A 13,431-nucleotide genomic window follows, 5' to 3' on the forward strand; every position below is an offset into this window, starting at 1 on the left:
CGCCCGGGCGATCAGGGACCGGCCTGCGGCCCCCGGTGCGCGTCGTGCCGCAGCGGCGTGAGCTGCTCGATGTCGTAGCGGCCGCGCAGCGCGGCGATCGCCGCGTGGTCCGGGGGCCCGTCCCGGTCGAGGATCGCGATCAGCTCCTCGAAGTACCGCTCGTGGTCCGGGGGAGGGGACGCCTGGAAGAACATCCTGGCGGGCGCGTCCGTACGGTTGGCGAAGGCGTGCGGACAGCCCGGCGGGACGACGATCACCGTGCCCGGCGTGGCCCGGACGGTGCGCCGGCCGGACGGTGACTCCCAGTGCCGCCAGTCGTCGCCCGTCCGTACCCGGGGTTCGAACGCCAGGACGTCCAGTTCCCCGTCGAGGATGTAGAACAGCTCCTCGCTGCGGGCGTGCACGTGGGCCCCCACGTCGAACCCCGGGGGCACCACCACCTCGAAGCTCGACGCCGCCCGGGAGTGCTCACCCGTCACCTTGAAGGTGACCTCCTGGGCGGGGGACCGCAGAGTACGCCCGTGCCCCCTCGGCACCAGCAGCCCGTCGGGGGCGTCGGCCAGCAGAGCCGCCGGCGCCCCCTGATGCGCGGTCACCAGGTCACCGGAAGGGACTCGGGCCCGCGGATGAGTGCCCCGCGGCGGAACCGCACCTCCTCGACCGGGACGGCGAAGCGCAGGTCGGGGAAGCGGTCCAGGAAGGCGTCCACCAGCAGTTCGGACTCCATCCGGGCGAGCATGGCACCCACGCAGAAGTGCGGCCCGTACCCGAACGCCACGTGCGGGTTGGGGTTCCGGTCGAAGTCGAGCGACTCGGGCGCGGGGAACACGTCCGGGTCACGGTTGGCCGCCAGGTACGAGACGTACACCGGCTCGCCGGCCCGGATGCGCACCCCGGCCACCGTCACGTCCTCCAGGGCGATCCGGGACAGCCCGACGGCGCTGCGGTGCGGGATGTACCGCAGCAACTCGTCGATGGCGCGCGGGCGGATCCCCGGCTCGGCACGCAGCCGTGCCATGTGCTCCGGGTGGGTGAGCAGCACGAACAGCATGTTGCCGCAGTTGTTGGTGACCGCCTCGCCGCCGATCTGGATCAGCAGCGCGAGCCCCACCGCCTCGGAGGCGGTGATCTCGCCGTTCGCCACGGCCGTACCCAGCAGCCCGATGACGCACTCCTCGTCGCCGTCGTCGCCGTCTCGCGGCTGGCTCAGTAGGTCGGCGAAGTAGGCGCACATGTCCTCCTTGGCCCGCTGGCTGCGCTCGACGCCGTGGGCGGAGGACAGGATCAGGTTCGTCCAGTCGTGCATCCGCGGCCGGTCGATCGCCGGCACACCCATCAGCTCGCACACCACGGCCAGCGGGAACGGGCCTAGCAGCCGCTCGGTGAAGTCGGCCGGCGGCCCGTCGGCCAGTAGTTCCTCGACCAGCTCGTCCAGGAGCTGCCGGGCCCGCTCGCGCAGCCGCTCGACGCCGCGCGTGGTGAAGGCGGGCGCCACCGCCCTGCGCAGCCGGGTGTGGTCGGGCGGATCCTCGAACCCCACCGCCCCGTCGACCGGGATGAAGTGCGGAGCCAGCCGTGTGACGTCGTTCTCGACGACCAGCTTGCGGCTGAAGCGGGGATCGTTCGTCACCGCTCTGACGTCGTCGTAGCGCGTCACGAGCCAGGCCCAGCCGTCGCCGTTGGGCAGCTTGATCCGGGTGACAGGGCCCTCGCGCATCAGCTCCGCGAGCACCGGGTCGAACTCCACCCCGAACAGGTCCAGGGCGGGCCAGTGGCGCACGGGCGGCAGCGCCGCCGCGGTCGTCGTCTCATCCAACACGGGTCGATTCCTCCGCCAGGGCATGGTCCGGTACGTCGGTGATCACGCGGGTGCCGAGGCGCTCGGACGCGCGGTCGGAGACGGTCCAGCGGCCGAGCGACATCTCGGCCGTGATGCCGGGGCCGAACCCCGCGAGCAGACCGCGCGCCGTGGGGTGCGCGCTCCCCTCGTCGAAGAGCCGCCGCAGCGCGTCCAGGACGACGGCGCTCGCGATGTTCCCGTACTCGGTCAGCGTGGCCCGGCTGAAGCGGAACGCCTCGGCGGGCACGCCCAGGAATGTGCTCAGGTCGTCCAGGATCCTCGGACCGCCCGCGTGGATGATGTAGAAGTCCAGGTCCGAGGCGTCCCAGCCGTGCTGCCCCGCCAGCTCCTTGAGCGCCGGCGCCAGGGGTTCCATGGTGCCCGGCACCCGCTTGTCGAGCTTGAAGTGGAAGCCGGTGGAGCGCACGTCGTAGGCGATCCACTCCTCCGTGTCCGGAACCAGGTACGAGCCGTTGCGTTCCAGCGTCACGCCCGTGCCGCCCTCGCCCCGCATCACGGCGGCCGCGAGGCCGTCGCCGAACAGGCCGTTGGACAGCAGGTTCCCGACGCCGAGGTCGGTCGGCTGGTAGCACAGCGAGCAGAACTCGCACGCCACGATCAGCGCGTTCGCCTTCGGGTAGGCGGTGCAGAAGTCGTGCGCCCGGTTGATCGCCGCGCCGCCCGCCGCGCAGCCGAGCTGGGCGATGGGCACTTGGCGGGTGTCGCTGCGGAAGCCCATGGTGTTGATGAGCCAGGCCGTGAGCGACGGCATCATGAAGCCGGTGCACGAGACGTAGATGATCACATCGATGTCCGCGGCCCGGAGTTCCGCGTCCTCGAGCGCCCGGTTGATCACCGCGGGCACCCGGGCCTTGGCCTCAGCCTCGTATATCTGGTTCCGCACCTCGAATCCGTCGTGTCGCAGCGTTTCCTCGATGGGGCGCAGGAGGTGCCGCTTCTGGACGCCGGTGTTCTCCATCAGCCGCAGGGCGAGCTGCAGCTGCGGATGGTCCGCGTGAATGGTCCGTGCCAGGTCGAGCGTCTGCTGCATCGTGATGACGTGCTCGGGGACGGAGACCGCCGGTCTGCACAACGTGGCCATGGGGTAAGCCCTTTCGTCGCGTTTGCACTCAAGAATCCGTGACGGGCGACCGTCGCGCGCGTCGAAGGAGACCCGGCCGGTTACGTCGAACCGGTGACGCGGCACCACCGGAGCCGGGGGCACCGCCGCATCGGTCGCCCGGCATATGCCGCCGGGACGCCGCGGACCGGGCGAACGCCCCGCGCCCCCGAGGAGCACACCCGCTGCCGGTACGCCAACGCCGGGAGTTGCGCCCGGCCGGGACACGGACCCTTACGGGGACCATCCGTTCCCCCGGACGGGGGAGCACCGGGTGCTCCGCCGGTAGGGGGCGGCGGAGCATGAACGAATGCCCCTCCACCTCCGCATCGTGCACGGTCGCCCCACCCCCACCGAGCTCGCCGCCCTCACCGCCGTCCTGACCGCACTCGCGTGCCGGACCGGGGCGGATGGCTCCCGGACCGGCTCGGCGTCGCGCCGGGCGAACTGGGACCGCGGCTGGCGGGCCCACCCGGCCCCCGGGTCGTGGCGCGCCCGCTTCGGCCTCCCGTCCCGCCACCCGCACCATTGAGGGGTGAAGCCGACCAGCGACGTACGACTCCTCCTGACCTCCGACACCCACCTGCCCAAGCGGGCCAGGCACCTGCCCGCGGAGCTCCTGGCGGCCGTCGAGGCCGCCGACGTGGTGCTGCACGCCGGGGACTGGGTGGACGTCGCCACCCTGGACCTGCTGGAGGCCCGTGCCGCGCGGCTGCTGGGCGTCCACGGCAACAACGACGGGCCGGAGCTGCGGGCCCGGCTGCCCGAGGTGGCGCGGGCCGAGCTCGGCGGGCTGCGGTTCGGGATCGTCCACGAGACCGGTCCCGCGCAAGGCCGCGAACGCCGGTGCGAAGAGCGGTTCCCCGACCTGGACGTCCTGGTGTTCGGGCACAGCCACATCCCCTGGGACAGCACCGCCCCCGGCGGGCTGCGGCTGCTCAATCCCGGCTCGCCCACCGACCGCCGGCGCCAGCCCCACTGCACCTACATGACCGCCGTCGTCACCGGGGGCCGACTGGCCGGGGTCCGCCTGCACCGCCTGCCTCCGCGCCACCCGGTGGGGCCCGGCGCCCGGTAGAGCGGATACGGTGCTGCTGTGGTGATCGACAGGGAGGAAACGGCCGGGACGGCGCTGCTGCTGGCGGCCGCCCCCGTCGGCAGGGGACGACTGATCGACGCGGTGGGCGTGCTCCCCGCGCTCGCCGCCGTACCGCCGGGCGCGCTGACCGGCACGGCGGCCGCGACGCTGGTCGAGCTGGCGGACCCGCTCGACCCGCAGGCCGTGCTCACCCGTGTCCGGGCCGCCGTCGCCGCGCCCGGCCCGCTCTCCCTGTACATCGCCGGGCAGCTCCACCTCGATCACCGGCAGCGCCTGCCGCACCTCGCCCTGGCCCGCACCGCCCCCTCCACCCTGCGCTACACCGCGCTGCCCTGGCACTGGATCGCCGGCGAGCTCAAACTCCGCCGCCCCGGCACGACCACGGTCGTCGTCGACCTGGTCGCCGACGACCCGACGTGGCGCCAACTGGCCACCGACCGCGGCCTCCTGGCGCTCTGCCACGGTGTCCGGGTCTACGGCAGGGTCGTGCCCCCTCCGGCGCGCAGGACGATCGCGAGCCCCGACTACCTCAAGGCCTGCGCGGCGATCTGGCGCAGCGGCGCGCGCCCGTCCCTGGCGGCACTCCACGAGCAGGTCGTCGCGCAGAGCCCGCCCGCGCCGGGTGCGGCGCCCGGCGGCGCGCTGGTGTTCGCCGCCGACTTCCCGCCGTCGCGGGCACCCGCGCCCCCGCCGTCCGTACTCCCGCCAACCGCCCCGCCGGCGTACACGCCCGGGCCGGCACCCGTACCGGAGGTCCCGCCGGCACGGCAGGAGAGCGGCGACGATCCCCTGCCGGCCATCCTCGCCGCCGCCGAGTCCGGCCGGCACGGTGAGGCGGCGCAGGCCGCCGAGGCGTGAGAGCGGCACGCCCACCGCACCCACGGCTCCGGCTCGCCCCAGGCGATCCACTGGCTGGAGGTGCGCGCCGATCTGGCCCGCCTGGCCGGGGACCCGGCGGCCAGCTGCCGGCTGTGGATGGTCGCCGCCGAGGCCAGGCTGGCCCGCCGGCAGACCCTGGACGACCCCGAGGTCGAGGGCGCCGTCGACCGCGCCCACCACCAGTGGGAGCGGCTCCGGGACGCGGAGGCGGCCCGCGCCCTCGCCCCGGCCCTGATCGCCCTCCGCCGCCGGGTGCCGGGGCGTCAGCGCGGAGCGCTCCAGGTGCTGCAACGCCGGCTCGAACGCTGGCACGACACCACGGAAGATGTCATGCGCTGACAGCTTGGCCGAAAGACGTGCTCATTGGCCGCTCTTACGGTCATTCTTCGTACCGGCGGGCCGACTCTCCCTACCATGTGCCTCTCGTAAGAACGACCTGACGGCACCCGAGCGGATGAGGACTGGATGGCAGGCGAGTTGTGGAGCCCCGCGGAAATCGACACGACCGTGCCCAGCGTGGCGCGCATGTACGACTTCTTCCTGGGCGGCAGTGACAACTACGAGTCCGACCGCGAGGCGTGCGAGCTCCTGCTGAAGCAGGTGCCGAGCACCAAGACGCTGGCGGTGAACAACCGGCGCTTCCTGCGCCGGGTCGTGCGCGTGCTCGCCAAGGAGTACGGAATTCGCCAATTCATTGACCACGGGTCCGGCCTGCCCACTCAGGACAACGTCCACCAGGTGGCCCAGGCCGTCGACCCCGACGCCTCCGTCGTGTACGTCGACAACGACCCCATCGTGCTGGCGCACGGCCGTGCCCTCCTGGACGAGAACGACCGGACCGCGGTCATCCAGGCCGACATGCGCGACACCGACGGCATCTTCGGGAACGAGGAGACCAGGCGGCTGATCGACTTCAGCCGGCCGGTCGCGGCCCTGTTCGTGTCGGTGATGCACTGCATTCCGGACGAGGACGACCCGGGCGCGCTGATCCGGCGGGTGGCCGAACGCCTCGTGCCGGGGAGCTTCCTCGTCGTGTGCCAGCTCGTCAGCGACCGTCCGGAGATCCGCACCTTCGTCACCGACTTCATGGCGGAGGCCACGGACGGCCACTGGGGCCGGGTGCGCGAGGAGCACGAGGTGGCCGGGTTCCTCGACGGCCTGGAAATCCTGGAGCCGGGCCTGGTGGAGGTGTCGACCTGGCGCCCCGACAGCGACCTCGCCCCCACCCAGCAGACCGACGAGTGGGTGGAGTGGGGCGGCGTCGCCCGGATCGGCTAGCCGTCGTCCGGCGCCGCCGTCAGGCGTAGCGCCGGATCCGCTCCTCCAGCAGCACCAGGGACTCCTTCGGAGTGAGAGCGCAGGCCCCCAGTCTGTCGAGCATGTCGCGGTACTGCTCGACGGTCTGGGGTTTCTGGCTGAAGGTGCTGTCCGTCAAGTGCTCGATGTAGACGGCGTCCTTGAGATCGCCCAGCGCGAACCGCAGATACGTCACGCCCGTCCCCACGCCCACGGAGGCGGTGACGTCCAGCGGCGCGACCTGCACGGTGACGTGGGGCCGCCGCATCAGCGCGACGAGGTGCTCCAACTGCTCCCGCATCACCCGAGGGCCGCCGACCGTGCGCATCAGCACCGACTCGTCGATCACCGCCCACAGCCGTGGCGCGTCCGGCTGGTCGAGCTGCCGCTGGCGTTCCCGCCGCAGGTCCACCCGGCGCCGCACCTCGTGGGGGAGGAGCCGGGCGGGGCCCGACTCGATCACCGCACGTGCGTAGGACGGGGTCTGCAACAGGCCCGGCACGTAGAACGGCTCGTAGGTGCGGATGATCGCCGCCGCTCCCTCCAGCGCGACCAGTGGCGTGAAGAAGTCCGACAGCACGTCGCTGAAGGACCGCCACCAGTCGGTCCGGCGGGACTGGGCGACCAGCCGCTGGAACTCCGTGACCAGTTCCTCGTCCTCCACGCCGTACAGCCGCAACAGCGCCTCGGCGTCGGCGGGTTTGCACCCGTGGCGGCCCAGCTCGATCCTGCTGGTCTTCGACCGTGAGAAGCCGAGGCGCTGGTCGACGTCCGCGGGGTCCAGCCCCGCGTGCACGCGGAGTTCGCGCAGTTTGCCGCCCAGGATCAGCTTCAGCGCGGTCGGGTTGTTCTCGACCGCCCCCAGGGGCCGGACGAACAACGACGGGCTCCGTTCCGTTGCGGTCATCTTGGCGCTCCTGCTCTGTGAGGACACGACAGTATCCAGCACGGGTCCGGCGAGCCAGAGCGCGGGGCGATCCGGTGGCCGGATCAGTCCAGTACGGAGTCGAAGTCGCCGTCGCGGGCACCCGCGACGAAGGCGGCTATCTCGTCGCGCGTGTAGATCAGCGCCGGCCCGTGGGGGTCACGGGAGTTGCGGACGGCGACCCGGTCACCGGGCAGCTCGGCCAGCTCCACGCAGTTTCCCGTGGCGTTGCTGCGCCTGCTCTTGGTCCAGGTGACCGGTCCCAGGGCCCCGGCCCCCATACCGTTGAAGAACTCCACAACCACCAACCCCTGCCGTTTCGTTCAGGCGTTCCAGACAACCTTGAATGCAATCCCAGATGCAATTGCATTTTCCGTGCGGACCCGACGATACTCGTTCCAGATCGCCTGCCGCACCGTCGAACACCGAAGTCTGCAGGGGGACATGCCCAGTGACGGCTCACATGTCGGCCTTACCGCGTACGGACACCGCGCTGCCGCGCGACGAGAGTCTTGGCGCCTTCGCAGCCTGCGGGCTCGGCGGGAGCCCGAGGAGCGCCGGTCAGGCGCGGCGGTTCGTCAGAGCCACGCTGGCCTCCTGGGCGCTGCCGTCGCTCGTGCCGGACTTGACGCTGATCGTCAGTGAACTGGTGACCAACGCCGTTCAGCACGGGCTGGCCCCGTCGTCGTCGCCGCCCTCGGACAACCCGGTCTGGCTGGGGCTCTTCCGCTACCCGGACGTCGTGGTGTGCGCTGTTTCCGACCCGAGTTCCGAACCGCCGCGACCGCGCCCCGCGCACGACACCGCGGGGAACGGCCGGGGGCTCGGCCTCGTCGACGCCCTCAGCGCGTCGTGGTCCTGGGACCCGGCCCCGCTGTGGGGCAAGACCGTCTGGGCGTCCCTCGCCCTGCCCGGCGGTCCCGCCCGGCCCCCCGCCTGACCCCCCTCCTGGCCCGGCCCTGTCGGCCGCTCCCTCCCGGAACGGCCGGCCCGTACGACGCCCTCCTGCGACGTACGGTCCGGTGGGCTCGCGTCAGTTCTGGACGCCGGCCGAGAGGTTCTCGGAGAGGACGTCCTCCAGGATGTGCGACAGGGCGCTGTCGCCCCTGACCGCCGTGGAGTTCTCCGCGCACTGCTGGTTCTGCGCGTCGTTGATCAGGTCCTGGACACCGATGTTGATCAGCAGGATGTTCTGGACGTCGCCCTCGACCGGCGGGCCCGGCGGCCGGGCCGTTACGCGCCACAGCGCCTGATACGCAAAGTGACCCAGGGGATCCGGGAGTCACGACGACGCAGGACGAACATGATCAAGAAGGTTCTGGCCACGGCCGGCGTCGCCGCCGCCGTCCTCGGCGTGTCCGCGCCGATGGCCGCCGCCGTGGGCGACGACGGTGAGTTCACCCTTTCGCCGCAGCCGGGCGGCGGCGGACGGGACGCGTTCGGGGGGCGGGGGAATGACAGCGGGCCGCAGCGGTCACACATGGCGACATGAACGATTCCGCAGTGGACGAACAGGTCGTCGAACGGCTCGTGCCGGCATGGCTGGAGGAGGCGGCGCGCCACGACGCACGGGCCGCCGAAGAGGCGCGGGAGGGGTGGCGGCGGGGCGGCCTGTCCGCCGACGCCGCCCGAGAGCTGGCCGACTGGGTGACGGCGCGGGTCACCGACACCGGCTTCAACGAGGACGAGGGGCCCGCCCCCGACGGGCCCGTACGCATCAGCGTCGCCGACAAGGCGGCCGTCCACCGCTGGCTCGCCGCGCAGGGGTACGACGTGTGACGGCTGCCGCGCGTCGGACGCGCCCGGTACGGCGGGGGCGTCACCCGAAAGGGGCAGGCGGTCCGTGTCCCGGCCGAGTGCGGCGCGTTCGGCGACCGTCCGCCCGCGAACCGGCGCCCGTGCGCCGTGCGCACCCTGCCCTCGGCGTCCTGCTGCCGCCGGTCGGTCCAGTAGCCGACGGCGTCCCGGTCGGGTACCGCGTCGGTGGGGGTGTGCGGCGCGTTGAGAGCCCGCTGGGCGTCGCCAGGCAGGGAAGCACCAGGCCGCGCGCGGCCCAACCGGTGCACCCGGCCGGCGCCCACGACGTTTCGTCGTCCATCTCCCGGACGGCGGCCATGAACGCCCCCGTCACGGGGTGCAGCACACCGCTCGGACTCGTGAGGTGGTCGGTGTGCGTCATGACGCCAGGGTGCGACAGACGTGCCCGGCGCCGGCATCCGCGCGCACCAAGTGCCCGGCACCCGGCGTCGGCTTGGTGTGTACCTGACGCTAGAGTGCGGTGCCTGATCCACTGGCGTACGGAGGAGGGGGGGCGGCGCATGAGCGCGCAACTGCGCGAGGCGGCGGGGGAGTTGGCAGCCGTGCTGTGGCGGGAACACACCGTCTACCGCGAGCGGTCCGGAGGCGTTGTCATCCGTGGCGAGCACGTCAAGCGCTGGATCAGCCTCGCGCCCGCCGGAGGCAGGGACGAGATACTGCTGCGGGCCGGCCGCATCCTGGACGGCGGGACGACCGCCCCGGCCCGCTCCGAAGCCGTCATGCCGCTCGCCGCCGGAACGGCGGAGCTCGCCGCCGCGTGCCGGCGCCTGCTCGCGGAGACGGCCGCCGAAGCCGCAGAGGGCGCCGGAGCCGGGCGGAAGGCGGCGAGAACCAGACCTGTGCGCCCCGGCTCCCGCCGGTCCGCCCGCAAGGGGCGGCACACCGGTGCCGGCTCCTGGGTCGTCCTGCTGTGCCTCGCGGGAGTCGTCGCCTACCACCTGTGGAGCATTGGGGCGATGCCCTGACGCTAGCCCGGTCCCGGACTGTTCCGGCGCCGCCTTTCATGGTGCACTTGAGACAGGCAGGGAGCGGGACCTATGAGAGTGCGACGCAGGTCCGGACGGGCCGGCGCAGCCGTCGCCGCCGTGGTGTGCGCGACGATGACCGCCGGTCTCCACGCGTGCTCGGGGGCCGGGACCACCCCCCGGCCGCCGCCCGGGACGTCCGTCGTCCCGAGCCCGCCCGGACGGGGTGTCTCGCCCTTCACGGGGCTGCCGGCCACACCCTCACCGGTACTCGCCATCAAGATCGACAACGTCCGCCCGGCGCGGCCGCACACCGGCCTGGGCGCGGCGGACATCGTCTACGTCGAGCAGGTGGAGTCGGGCCAGACCCGGCTGCTCGCCGTCTACTCGTCGCGGCTGCCCTCCCGGGTGGGGCCGGTGCGCAGCGCACGCGAATCGGACCTGGAGCTGCTGCGCCAGTTCGGCCGTCCCGCCCTCGCCTACTCCGGCGAGCAGTCCGCGCTCCGGCCGCTGATCGACGCCGCCCCGCTGTTCGCACTGGCGCCGCGCGACGCCCCGCGCGCGTACCTCCGCGGCCGGGATCGACCCGCCCCGCACAACCTCTACGTCCGGCCCGAACGCGTCCTGGCCGCCGCCCCGCAGGCCGGTCGGGCCAAGGACATCGGCTTCCGCTTCGGCGCCGCGCCCTCGGCCGGCCGGCCGGTGAACGAGCACACCGTGCGGTACCCGGCGGCCCGGTACACCTTCACCTGGTCGGCCACCGGCAAGCAGTGGCTGGTCGCCATGGACGGGACGCCCGCCCGCGGTACGGACGGCGAGCGGGCCGCGGCCCGGACGGTCGTCGTCCAGAACGTCGAGGTCCTGGCCTCCCGCTTCCGTGACCGGGGCGGCAACGTCACCCCGTACACCCGCACGGTGGGCTCCGGAACGGCACTCGTCCTGCGCGACGGCAGGGGACACGACGCGCGGTGGAGCCGTCCCTCGGCGGAGGGTCCCACCACCTTCACCACCCCTGCCGGAAAGCCCCTCACCTTCACCCCCGGACAGGTCTGGGTCGTGCTCAAGGGCCGGTGACGCCCGCCGAAGGCGGCAGGCAAGGTCAGCCCGCCGCGGTCAGGCGGGCCAGCTGGCCCGGGGTCAGCGTCAGTCCCGCGGCCAGGGCGCAGTCCCGCACGTTTTCGGAGCGGCGGGCCCCCGGGATCGGCACGACCCGGGGCGACAGGGCCAGCATCCAGGCCAGGCACACCCGCTGGGGGCTCACGTCCAGCTCCCCGGCCACCTCGTGGAACGCGCCGTGCCGCGATCCCAGCGCCCCCGCCTCACCCATGCCGCCGAGCGGACTCCACGGCAGGAACGCCAGCCCCAGCCGCTCGCACAGCTCCAGTTCCGGCAGGCTGCCGCGGAAGGACGGCGAGAACTGGTTCTGCACGGCGACGAGCCGCTCGCCCAGGATGCCGTGGGCCAGCCGGATCTGCTCCGGGTCGGCGTTCGAGACGCCCACCGCCCGCACCTTCCCCGCGTCGCACAACTCCTTCAGGGCACCGACGGACTCCGCGTACGGCACCGCCGGGTCCGGGCGGTGGTACTGGTACAGCCCGATCGCCTCCACCCCCAGCCGCCGCAGCGACGCGTCGGCGGCCCGGCGCAGGTGCTCCGGCGAGCCGTCGAGCGCCCAGTCGCCGTCCGGGCGGGTGTGACCGCCCTTGGTGGCGACCAGGACGTCCGAGGTGTCGCCTCCGTACGCCGCCAGCGCCTTGGCGATCAGCGTCTCGTTGTGGCCGGGGTCGGTGGCGTCCAGGTGGTAGGCGTCGGCCGTGTCGATCAGGGTGATGCCGGCGTCCAGCGCCGTGTGCAGGGTCGCGATCGCCTGCCGCTCGTCGGGCCGTCCCCGTACCGACAACGGCATGGCGCCGAAGCCGATCGCGCTCACCTCCACGCGTCCGATCCGGCGGGCGGGCAGGGAATGCTGTGTTCGTGTCACTGTCACCGCTCCAGCCTCGGCGCCGGGCTCCTCACTGTCCAACACCGGCTGCTGATGACAGCCATCAGCCGGGCCGATCGCCCCCTTCGGGCAGCGACGACAGCAGTGCCCGCACGGCCGCCGACGGCCGGGTGTGGACCGGCCACGCCACGGACGCCTCCCACAGGGCGTCCGACGCCGGGACGAGCCGCCGCAGGCCACGGGCCTGCTCCTTGTCCGCCGCCGAGTGCGGCACGAACGCCACCGCCGTCCCGCGGCCCACGGCTTCGAGGAGCTTGTGCACGTCGTCGAGCTGCATGGCGAGGGACCGCCGGACACCCGCGGCCTCGAACGCGGCGTCGGCCACCCGGCGCGACCCCCAGTGCGGGTGCAGGTCCACGAACACCTCGTCCGCCAGCCCCGCGAGGTCCACCGGCTCCGCCCGGTCCGCCAGCGGGTGCCTAGACGCGCACAGCAGCACCATCGGTTCCCGCGCGAGCGGCCGCAGCCGCAGCCCCGCGGTGTCGCCCGGACCGGCGACGAAGGCCACGTCCAGGCGGCCCTGCCGCAGCCGCTCCAGCAGCACGGCCGACCCCGCCTGCTCCACGTGGACGTCCACCGAGGGGTGCCGCGCCCCGAACTCCATGAGCGTGCCGAACGGGTCGGCCGCGCCCATGCACTGCTCGGTCCCCACCCGCAGCGTCCCGCCGACCAGGCCGCGTACCGCCGCGACCGCCTCGCGCGCCGCCGCCGCGCTGTCCAGCGTGCGCCGGGCCTCCCGCAGCAGCGCCCGGCCGGCCTCCGTCAGCTCCACACCGCGCGCCGTACGGAGGAACAGCTCGGTACCGAGCTCCCGCTCCAGCGCGCGCACCGACGCGGACAGGCCCGACTGCGCCAGATGCAGCCGGGCGGCGGCCCGGGTCACGTTGCCCTCCTCCGCGACGGCCACGAAATGTTCCAGATGCCGAAGCTCCACGTCGGGAAGTCTAGGGACAGCCGCCGGCCCGGGCGGCGCGCGGCCCGGGCCGGCGGGGCTCAGGCCGCCAGACCGAGCCGCGCCTGCCGGGCGCTCGGGCGTGCCACCGGCGCGGTCCGCACCCGCAGGACGGCGGTCTCGCTCACGGCGGATCCGTCGCCGGCGGGGGCGGCGACCCGCCCGGTCACCGACCGCCGCGTCCGCACCGGACGGGTCAGCTCGGCCTGCCCCAGGGCCAGCAGGTCGGCCAACCCGAGCCCGAGGGCGCGGGCGACGGCCGCGAGGACCTCCGACGAGGCCTCCTTACGGCCGCGTTCCAGCTCGGAGAGGTACGGCATGGATATCTTGGCCGCCTCGGCGACGTCCTTGAGCGTGCGCTGCTGAGCCAGGCGCTCATGACGCAGGACGCCACCGACGACATGCCGCCACAGGGGCTCTACGGGTATGTGGTTGTTCATCCCCACAGACTAGGAGCGCCGGCCCCCCGGTGACCCGCCGTGCGGGCGAGCGCCGTTCCGCTCACGGTGGAATCGGCCGGTGGTCGCACCGGTCC

General features: G+C 73.4%; 19 protein-coding genes. 10 read left to right on the plus strand and 9 right to left on the minus strand.

Annotation, left to right across the window (positions count from 1 at the left end; genetic code table 11):
* Positions 1–11: 11 nt before the first annotated feature.
* The 3 genes from AC07DW_RS06775 to AC07DW_RS06785 are packed head-to-tail and all read right to left on the minus strand — an operon-like array spanning position 12 to position 2,978.
* Entirely contained in the window at positions 12–596 is a 585-nt protein-coding gene (locus AC07DW_RS06775; RefSeq protein ID WP_478856536.1) for a cupin domain-containing protein, read from the minus strand.
* Positions 593–1,816, minus strand: a complete 1,224-nt coding sequence (locus tag AC07DW_RS06780) for a cytochrome P450 (RefSeq protein WP_478856717.1) — start codon at positions 1,814–1,816, stop codon at positions 593–595. Before AC07DW_RS06780 ends, AC07DW_RS06775 begins: the two co-directional genes overlap by 4 nt.
* A complete protein-coding gene (locus AC07DW_RS06785; protein ID WP_478856718.1) occupies positions 1,809–2,978 on the minus strand; it encodes a type III polyketide synthase in 1,170 nt (389 codons plus the stop codon). Before AC07DW_RS06785 ends, AC07DW_RS06780 begins: the two co-directional genes overlap by 8 nt.
* A 292-nt stretch (positions 2,979–3,270) precedes the next feature.
* On the opposite strand from AC07DW_RS06785, the gene AC07DW_RS06790 reads away from it, so the two are divergent.
* The 5 genes from AC07DW_RS06790 to AC07DW_RS06810 all read left to right on the plus strand — a co-directional run bounded on the left by AC07DW_RS06790 (position 3,271) and on the right by AC07DW_RS06810 (position 6,216).
* On the plus strand, positions 3,271–3,492 hold the full coding sequence (locus AC07DW_RS06790) for an acyl-CoA carboxylase subunit epsilon (RefSeq protein ID WP_478856537.1): 222 nt from the start codon (positions 3,271–3,273) through the stop codon (positions 3,490–3,492).
* A 3-nt stretch (positions 3,493–3,495) separates the two neighbouring features.
* On the plus strand, positions 3,496–4,038 hold the full coding sequence (locus AC07DW_RS06795) for a metallophosphoesterase family protein (protein WP_478856538.1): 543 nt from the start codon (positions 3,496–3,498) through the stop codon (positions 4,036–4,038).
* 18 nt (positions 4,039–4,056) lie between these two features.
* Positions 4,057–4,917, plus strand: a complete 861-nt coding sequence (locus tag AC07DW_RS06800; protein ID WP_478856539.1) for a hypothetical protein — start codon at positions 4,057–4,059, stop codon at positions 4,915–4,917.
* A gap of 60 nt (positions 4,918–4,977) precedes the next feature.
* Positions 4,978–5,277, plus strand: a complete 300-nt coding sequence (locus tag AC07DW_RS06805) for a hypothetical protein (protein ID WP_478856540.1) — start codon at positions 4,978–4,980, stop codon at positions 5,275–5,277.
* A 126-nt stretch (positions 5,278–5,403) separates the two neighbouring features.
* Positions 5,404–6,216: an SAM-dependent methyltransferase gene (locus AC07DW_RS06810; RefSeq protein WP_478856541.1), complete on the plus strand. Its 813-nt coding sequence runs from the start codon at positions 5,404–5,406 to the stop codon at positions 6,214–6,216.
* Positions 6,217–6,235: 19 nt separating this feature from the next.
* Here AC07DW_RS06810 and AC07DW_RS06815 read toward each other — a convergent pair whose 3' ends face one another.
* Together AC07DW_RS06815 and AC07DW_RS06820 are read right to left on the minus strand one after the other, a co-directional pair.
* Entirely contained in the window at positions 6,236–7,141 is a 906-nt protein-coding gene (locus tag AC07DW_RS06815) for a helix-turn-helix domain-containing protein (RefSeq protein WP_478856542.1), read from the minus strand.
* An 83-nt stretch (positions 7,142–7,224) separates the two neighbouring features.
* Positions 7,225–7,458, minus strand: a complete 234-nt coding sequence (locus tag AC07DW_RS06820) for a DUF397 domain-containing protein (RefSeq protein ID WP_478856543.1) — start codon at positions 7,456–7,458, stop codon at positions 7,225–7,227.
* A gap of 164 nt (positions 7,459–7,622) precedes the next feature.
* Between AC07DW_RS06820 and AC07DW_RS06825 the strand changes: the two genes are divergently transcribed.
* A complete protein-coding gene (locus tag AC07DW_RS06825; RefSeq protein ID WP_478856544.1) occupies positions 7,623–8,099 on the plus strand; it encodes an ATP-binding protein in 477 nt (158 codons plus the stop codon).
* 93 nt (positions 8,100–8,192) lie between these two features.
* On the opposite strand, the gene AC07DW_RS06830 is transcribed toward AC07DW_RS06825, so the two are convergent.
* Positions 8,193–8,429, minus strand: coding sequence for a hypothetical protein (locus AC07DW_RS06830; RefSeq protein WP_478856719.1), 237 nt, complete (start codon positions 8,427–8,429; stop codon positions 8,193–8,195).
* A 33-nt stretch (positions 8,430–8,462) separates the two neighbouring features.
* On the opposite strand from AC07DW_RS06830, the gene AC07DW_RS06835 reads away from it, so the two are divergent.
* From AC07DW_RS06835 to AC07DW_RS06850, 4 genes are all read left to right on the plus strand, one after another.
* The gene (locus tag AC07DW_RS06835) at positions 8,463–8,651 is read left to right on the plus strand and encodes a hypothetical protein (RefSeq protein WP_478856545.1); all 189 of its coding nucleotides are present in this window, start codon (positions 8,463–8,465) and stop codon (positions 8,649–8,651) included.
* Positions 8,648–8,938, plus strand: a complete 291-nt coding sequence (locus AC07DW_RS06840; RefSeq protein ID WP_478856546.1) for a hypothetical protein — start codon at positions 8,648–8,650, stop codon at positions 8,936–8,938. The genes AC07DW_RS06835 and AC07DW_RS06840 overlap by 4 nt, the downstream gene beginning before the upstream one ends.
* A gap of 539 nt (positions 8,939–9,477) precedes the next feature.
* Positions 9,478–9,942 carry a hypothetical protein gene (locus tag AC07DW_RS06845; protein ID WP_478856547.1) on the plus strand — a complete coding sequence of 155 codons (465 nt, stop codon included), beginning with the start codon at positions 9,478–9,480 and terminating at the stop codon, positions 9,940–9,942.
* Positions 9,943–10,014: 72 nt separating this feature from the next.
* Positions 10,015–11,016, plus strand: coding sequence for a DUF3048 domain-containing protein (locus AC07DW_RS06850; RefSeq protein ID WP_478856548.1), 1,002 nt, complete (start codon positions 10,015–10,017; stop codon positions 11,014–11,016).
* Positions 11,017–11,041: 25 nt separating this feature from the next.
* Here AC07DW_RS06850 and AC07DW_RS06855 read toward each other — a convergent pair whose 3' ends face one another.
* From AC07DW_RS06855 to AC07DW_RS06865, 3 genes are all read right to left on the minus strand, one after another.
* Complete coding sequence (locus tag AC07DW_RS06855) at positions 11,042–11,902, minus strand: aldo/keto reductase (protein WP_478856720.1); 861 nt, start codon at positions 11,900–11,902, stop codon at positions 11,042–11,044.
* Between the two features lie 85 nt (positions 11,903–11,987).
* Complete coding sequence (locus tag AC07DW_RS06860) at positions 11,988–12,878, minus strand: LysR family transcriptional regulator (protein WP_478856549.1); 891 nt, start codon at positions 12,876–12,878, stop codon at positions 11,988–11,990.
* 59 nt (positions 12,879–12,937) lie between these two features.
* Complete coding sequence (locus tag AC07DW_RS06865; protein WP_478856550.1) at positions 12,938–13,336, minus strand: helix-turn-helix domain-containing protein; 399 nt, start codon at positions 13,334–13,336, stop codon at positions 12,938–12,940.
* Positions 13,337–13,431 lie beyond the last annotated feature (95 nt).

This window comes from Streptomyces sp. NPDC045701 (assembly GCF_056432045.1).

Excerpts from the sequence above, each read along its gene's own strand:
- AC07DW_RS06865 (WP_478856550.1), bottom strand. The coding sequence starts at position 13,336 with ATGAACAACCACATACCCGTAGAGCCCCTGTGGCGGCATGTCGTCGGT.
- AC07DW_RS06790 (WP_478856537.1), top strand. The coding sequence starts at position 3,271 with ATGCCCCTCCACCTCCGCATCGTGCACGGTCGCCCCACCCCCACCGAG.
- AC07DW_RS06850 (WP_478856548.1), top strand. The coding sequence starts at position 10,015 with ATGAGAGTGCGACGCAGGTCCGGACGGGCCGGCGCAGCCGTCGCCGCC.
- AC07DW_RS06845 (WP_478856547.1), top strand. The coding sequence starts at position 9,478 with ATGAGCGCGCAACTGCGCGAGGCGGCGGGGGAGTTGGCAGCCGTGCTG.
- AC07DW_RS06840 (WP_478856546.1), top strand. The coding sequence starts at position 8,648 with ATGAACGATTCCGCAGTGGACGAACAGGTCGTCGAACGGCTCGTGCCG.
- AC07DW_RS06815 (WP_478856542.1), bottom strand. The coding sequence starts at position 7,141 with ATGACCGCAACGGAACGGAGCCCGTCGTTGTTCGTCCGGCCCCTGGGG.
- AC07DW_RS06835 (WP_478856545.1), top strand. The coding sequence starts at position 8,463 with ATGATCAAGAAGGTTCTGGCCACGGCCGGCGTCGCCGCCGCCGTCCTC.
- AC07DW_RS06810 (WP_478856541.1), top strand. The coding sequence starts at position 5,404 with ATGGCAGGCGAGTTGTGGAGCCCCGCGGAAATCGACACGACCGTGCCC.
- AC07DW_RS06825 (WP_478856544.1), top strand. The coding sequence starts at position 7,623 with ATGTCGGCCTTACCGCGTACGGACACCGCGCTGCCGCGCGACGAGAGT.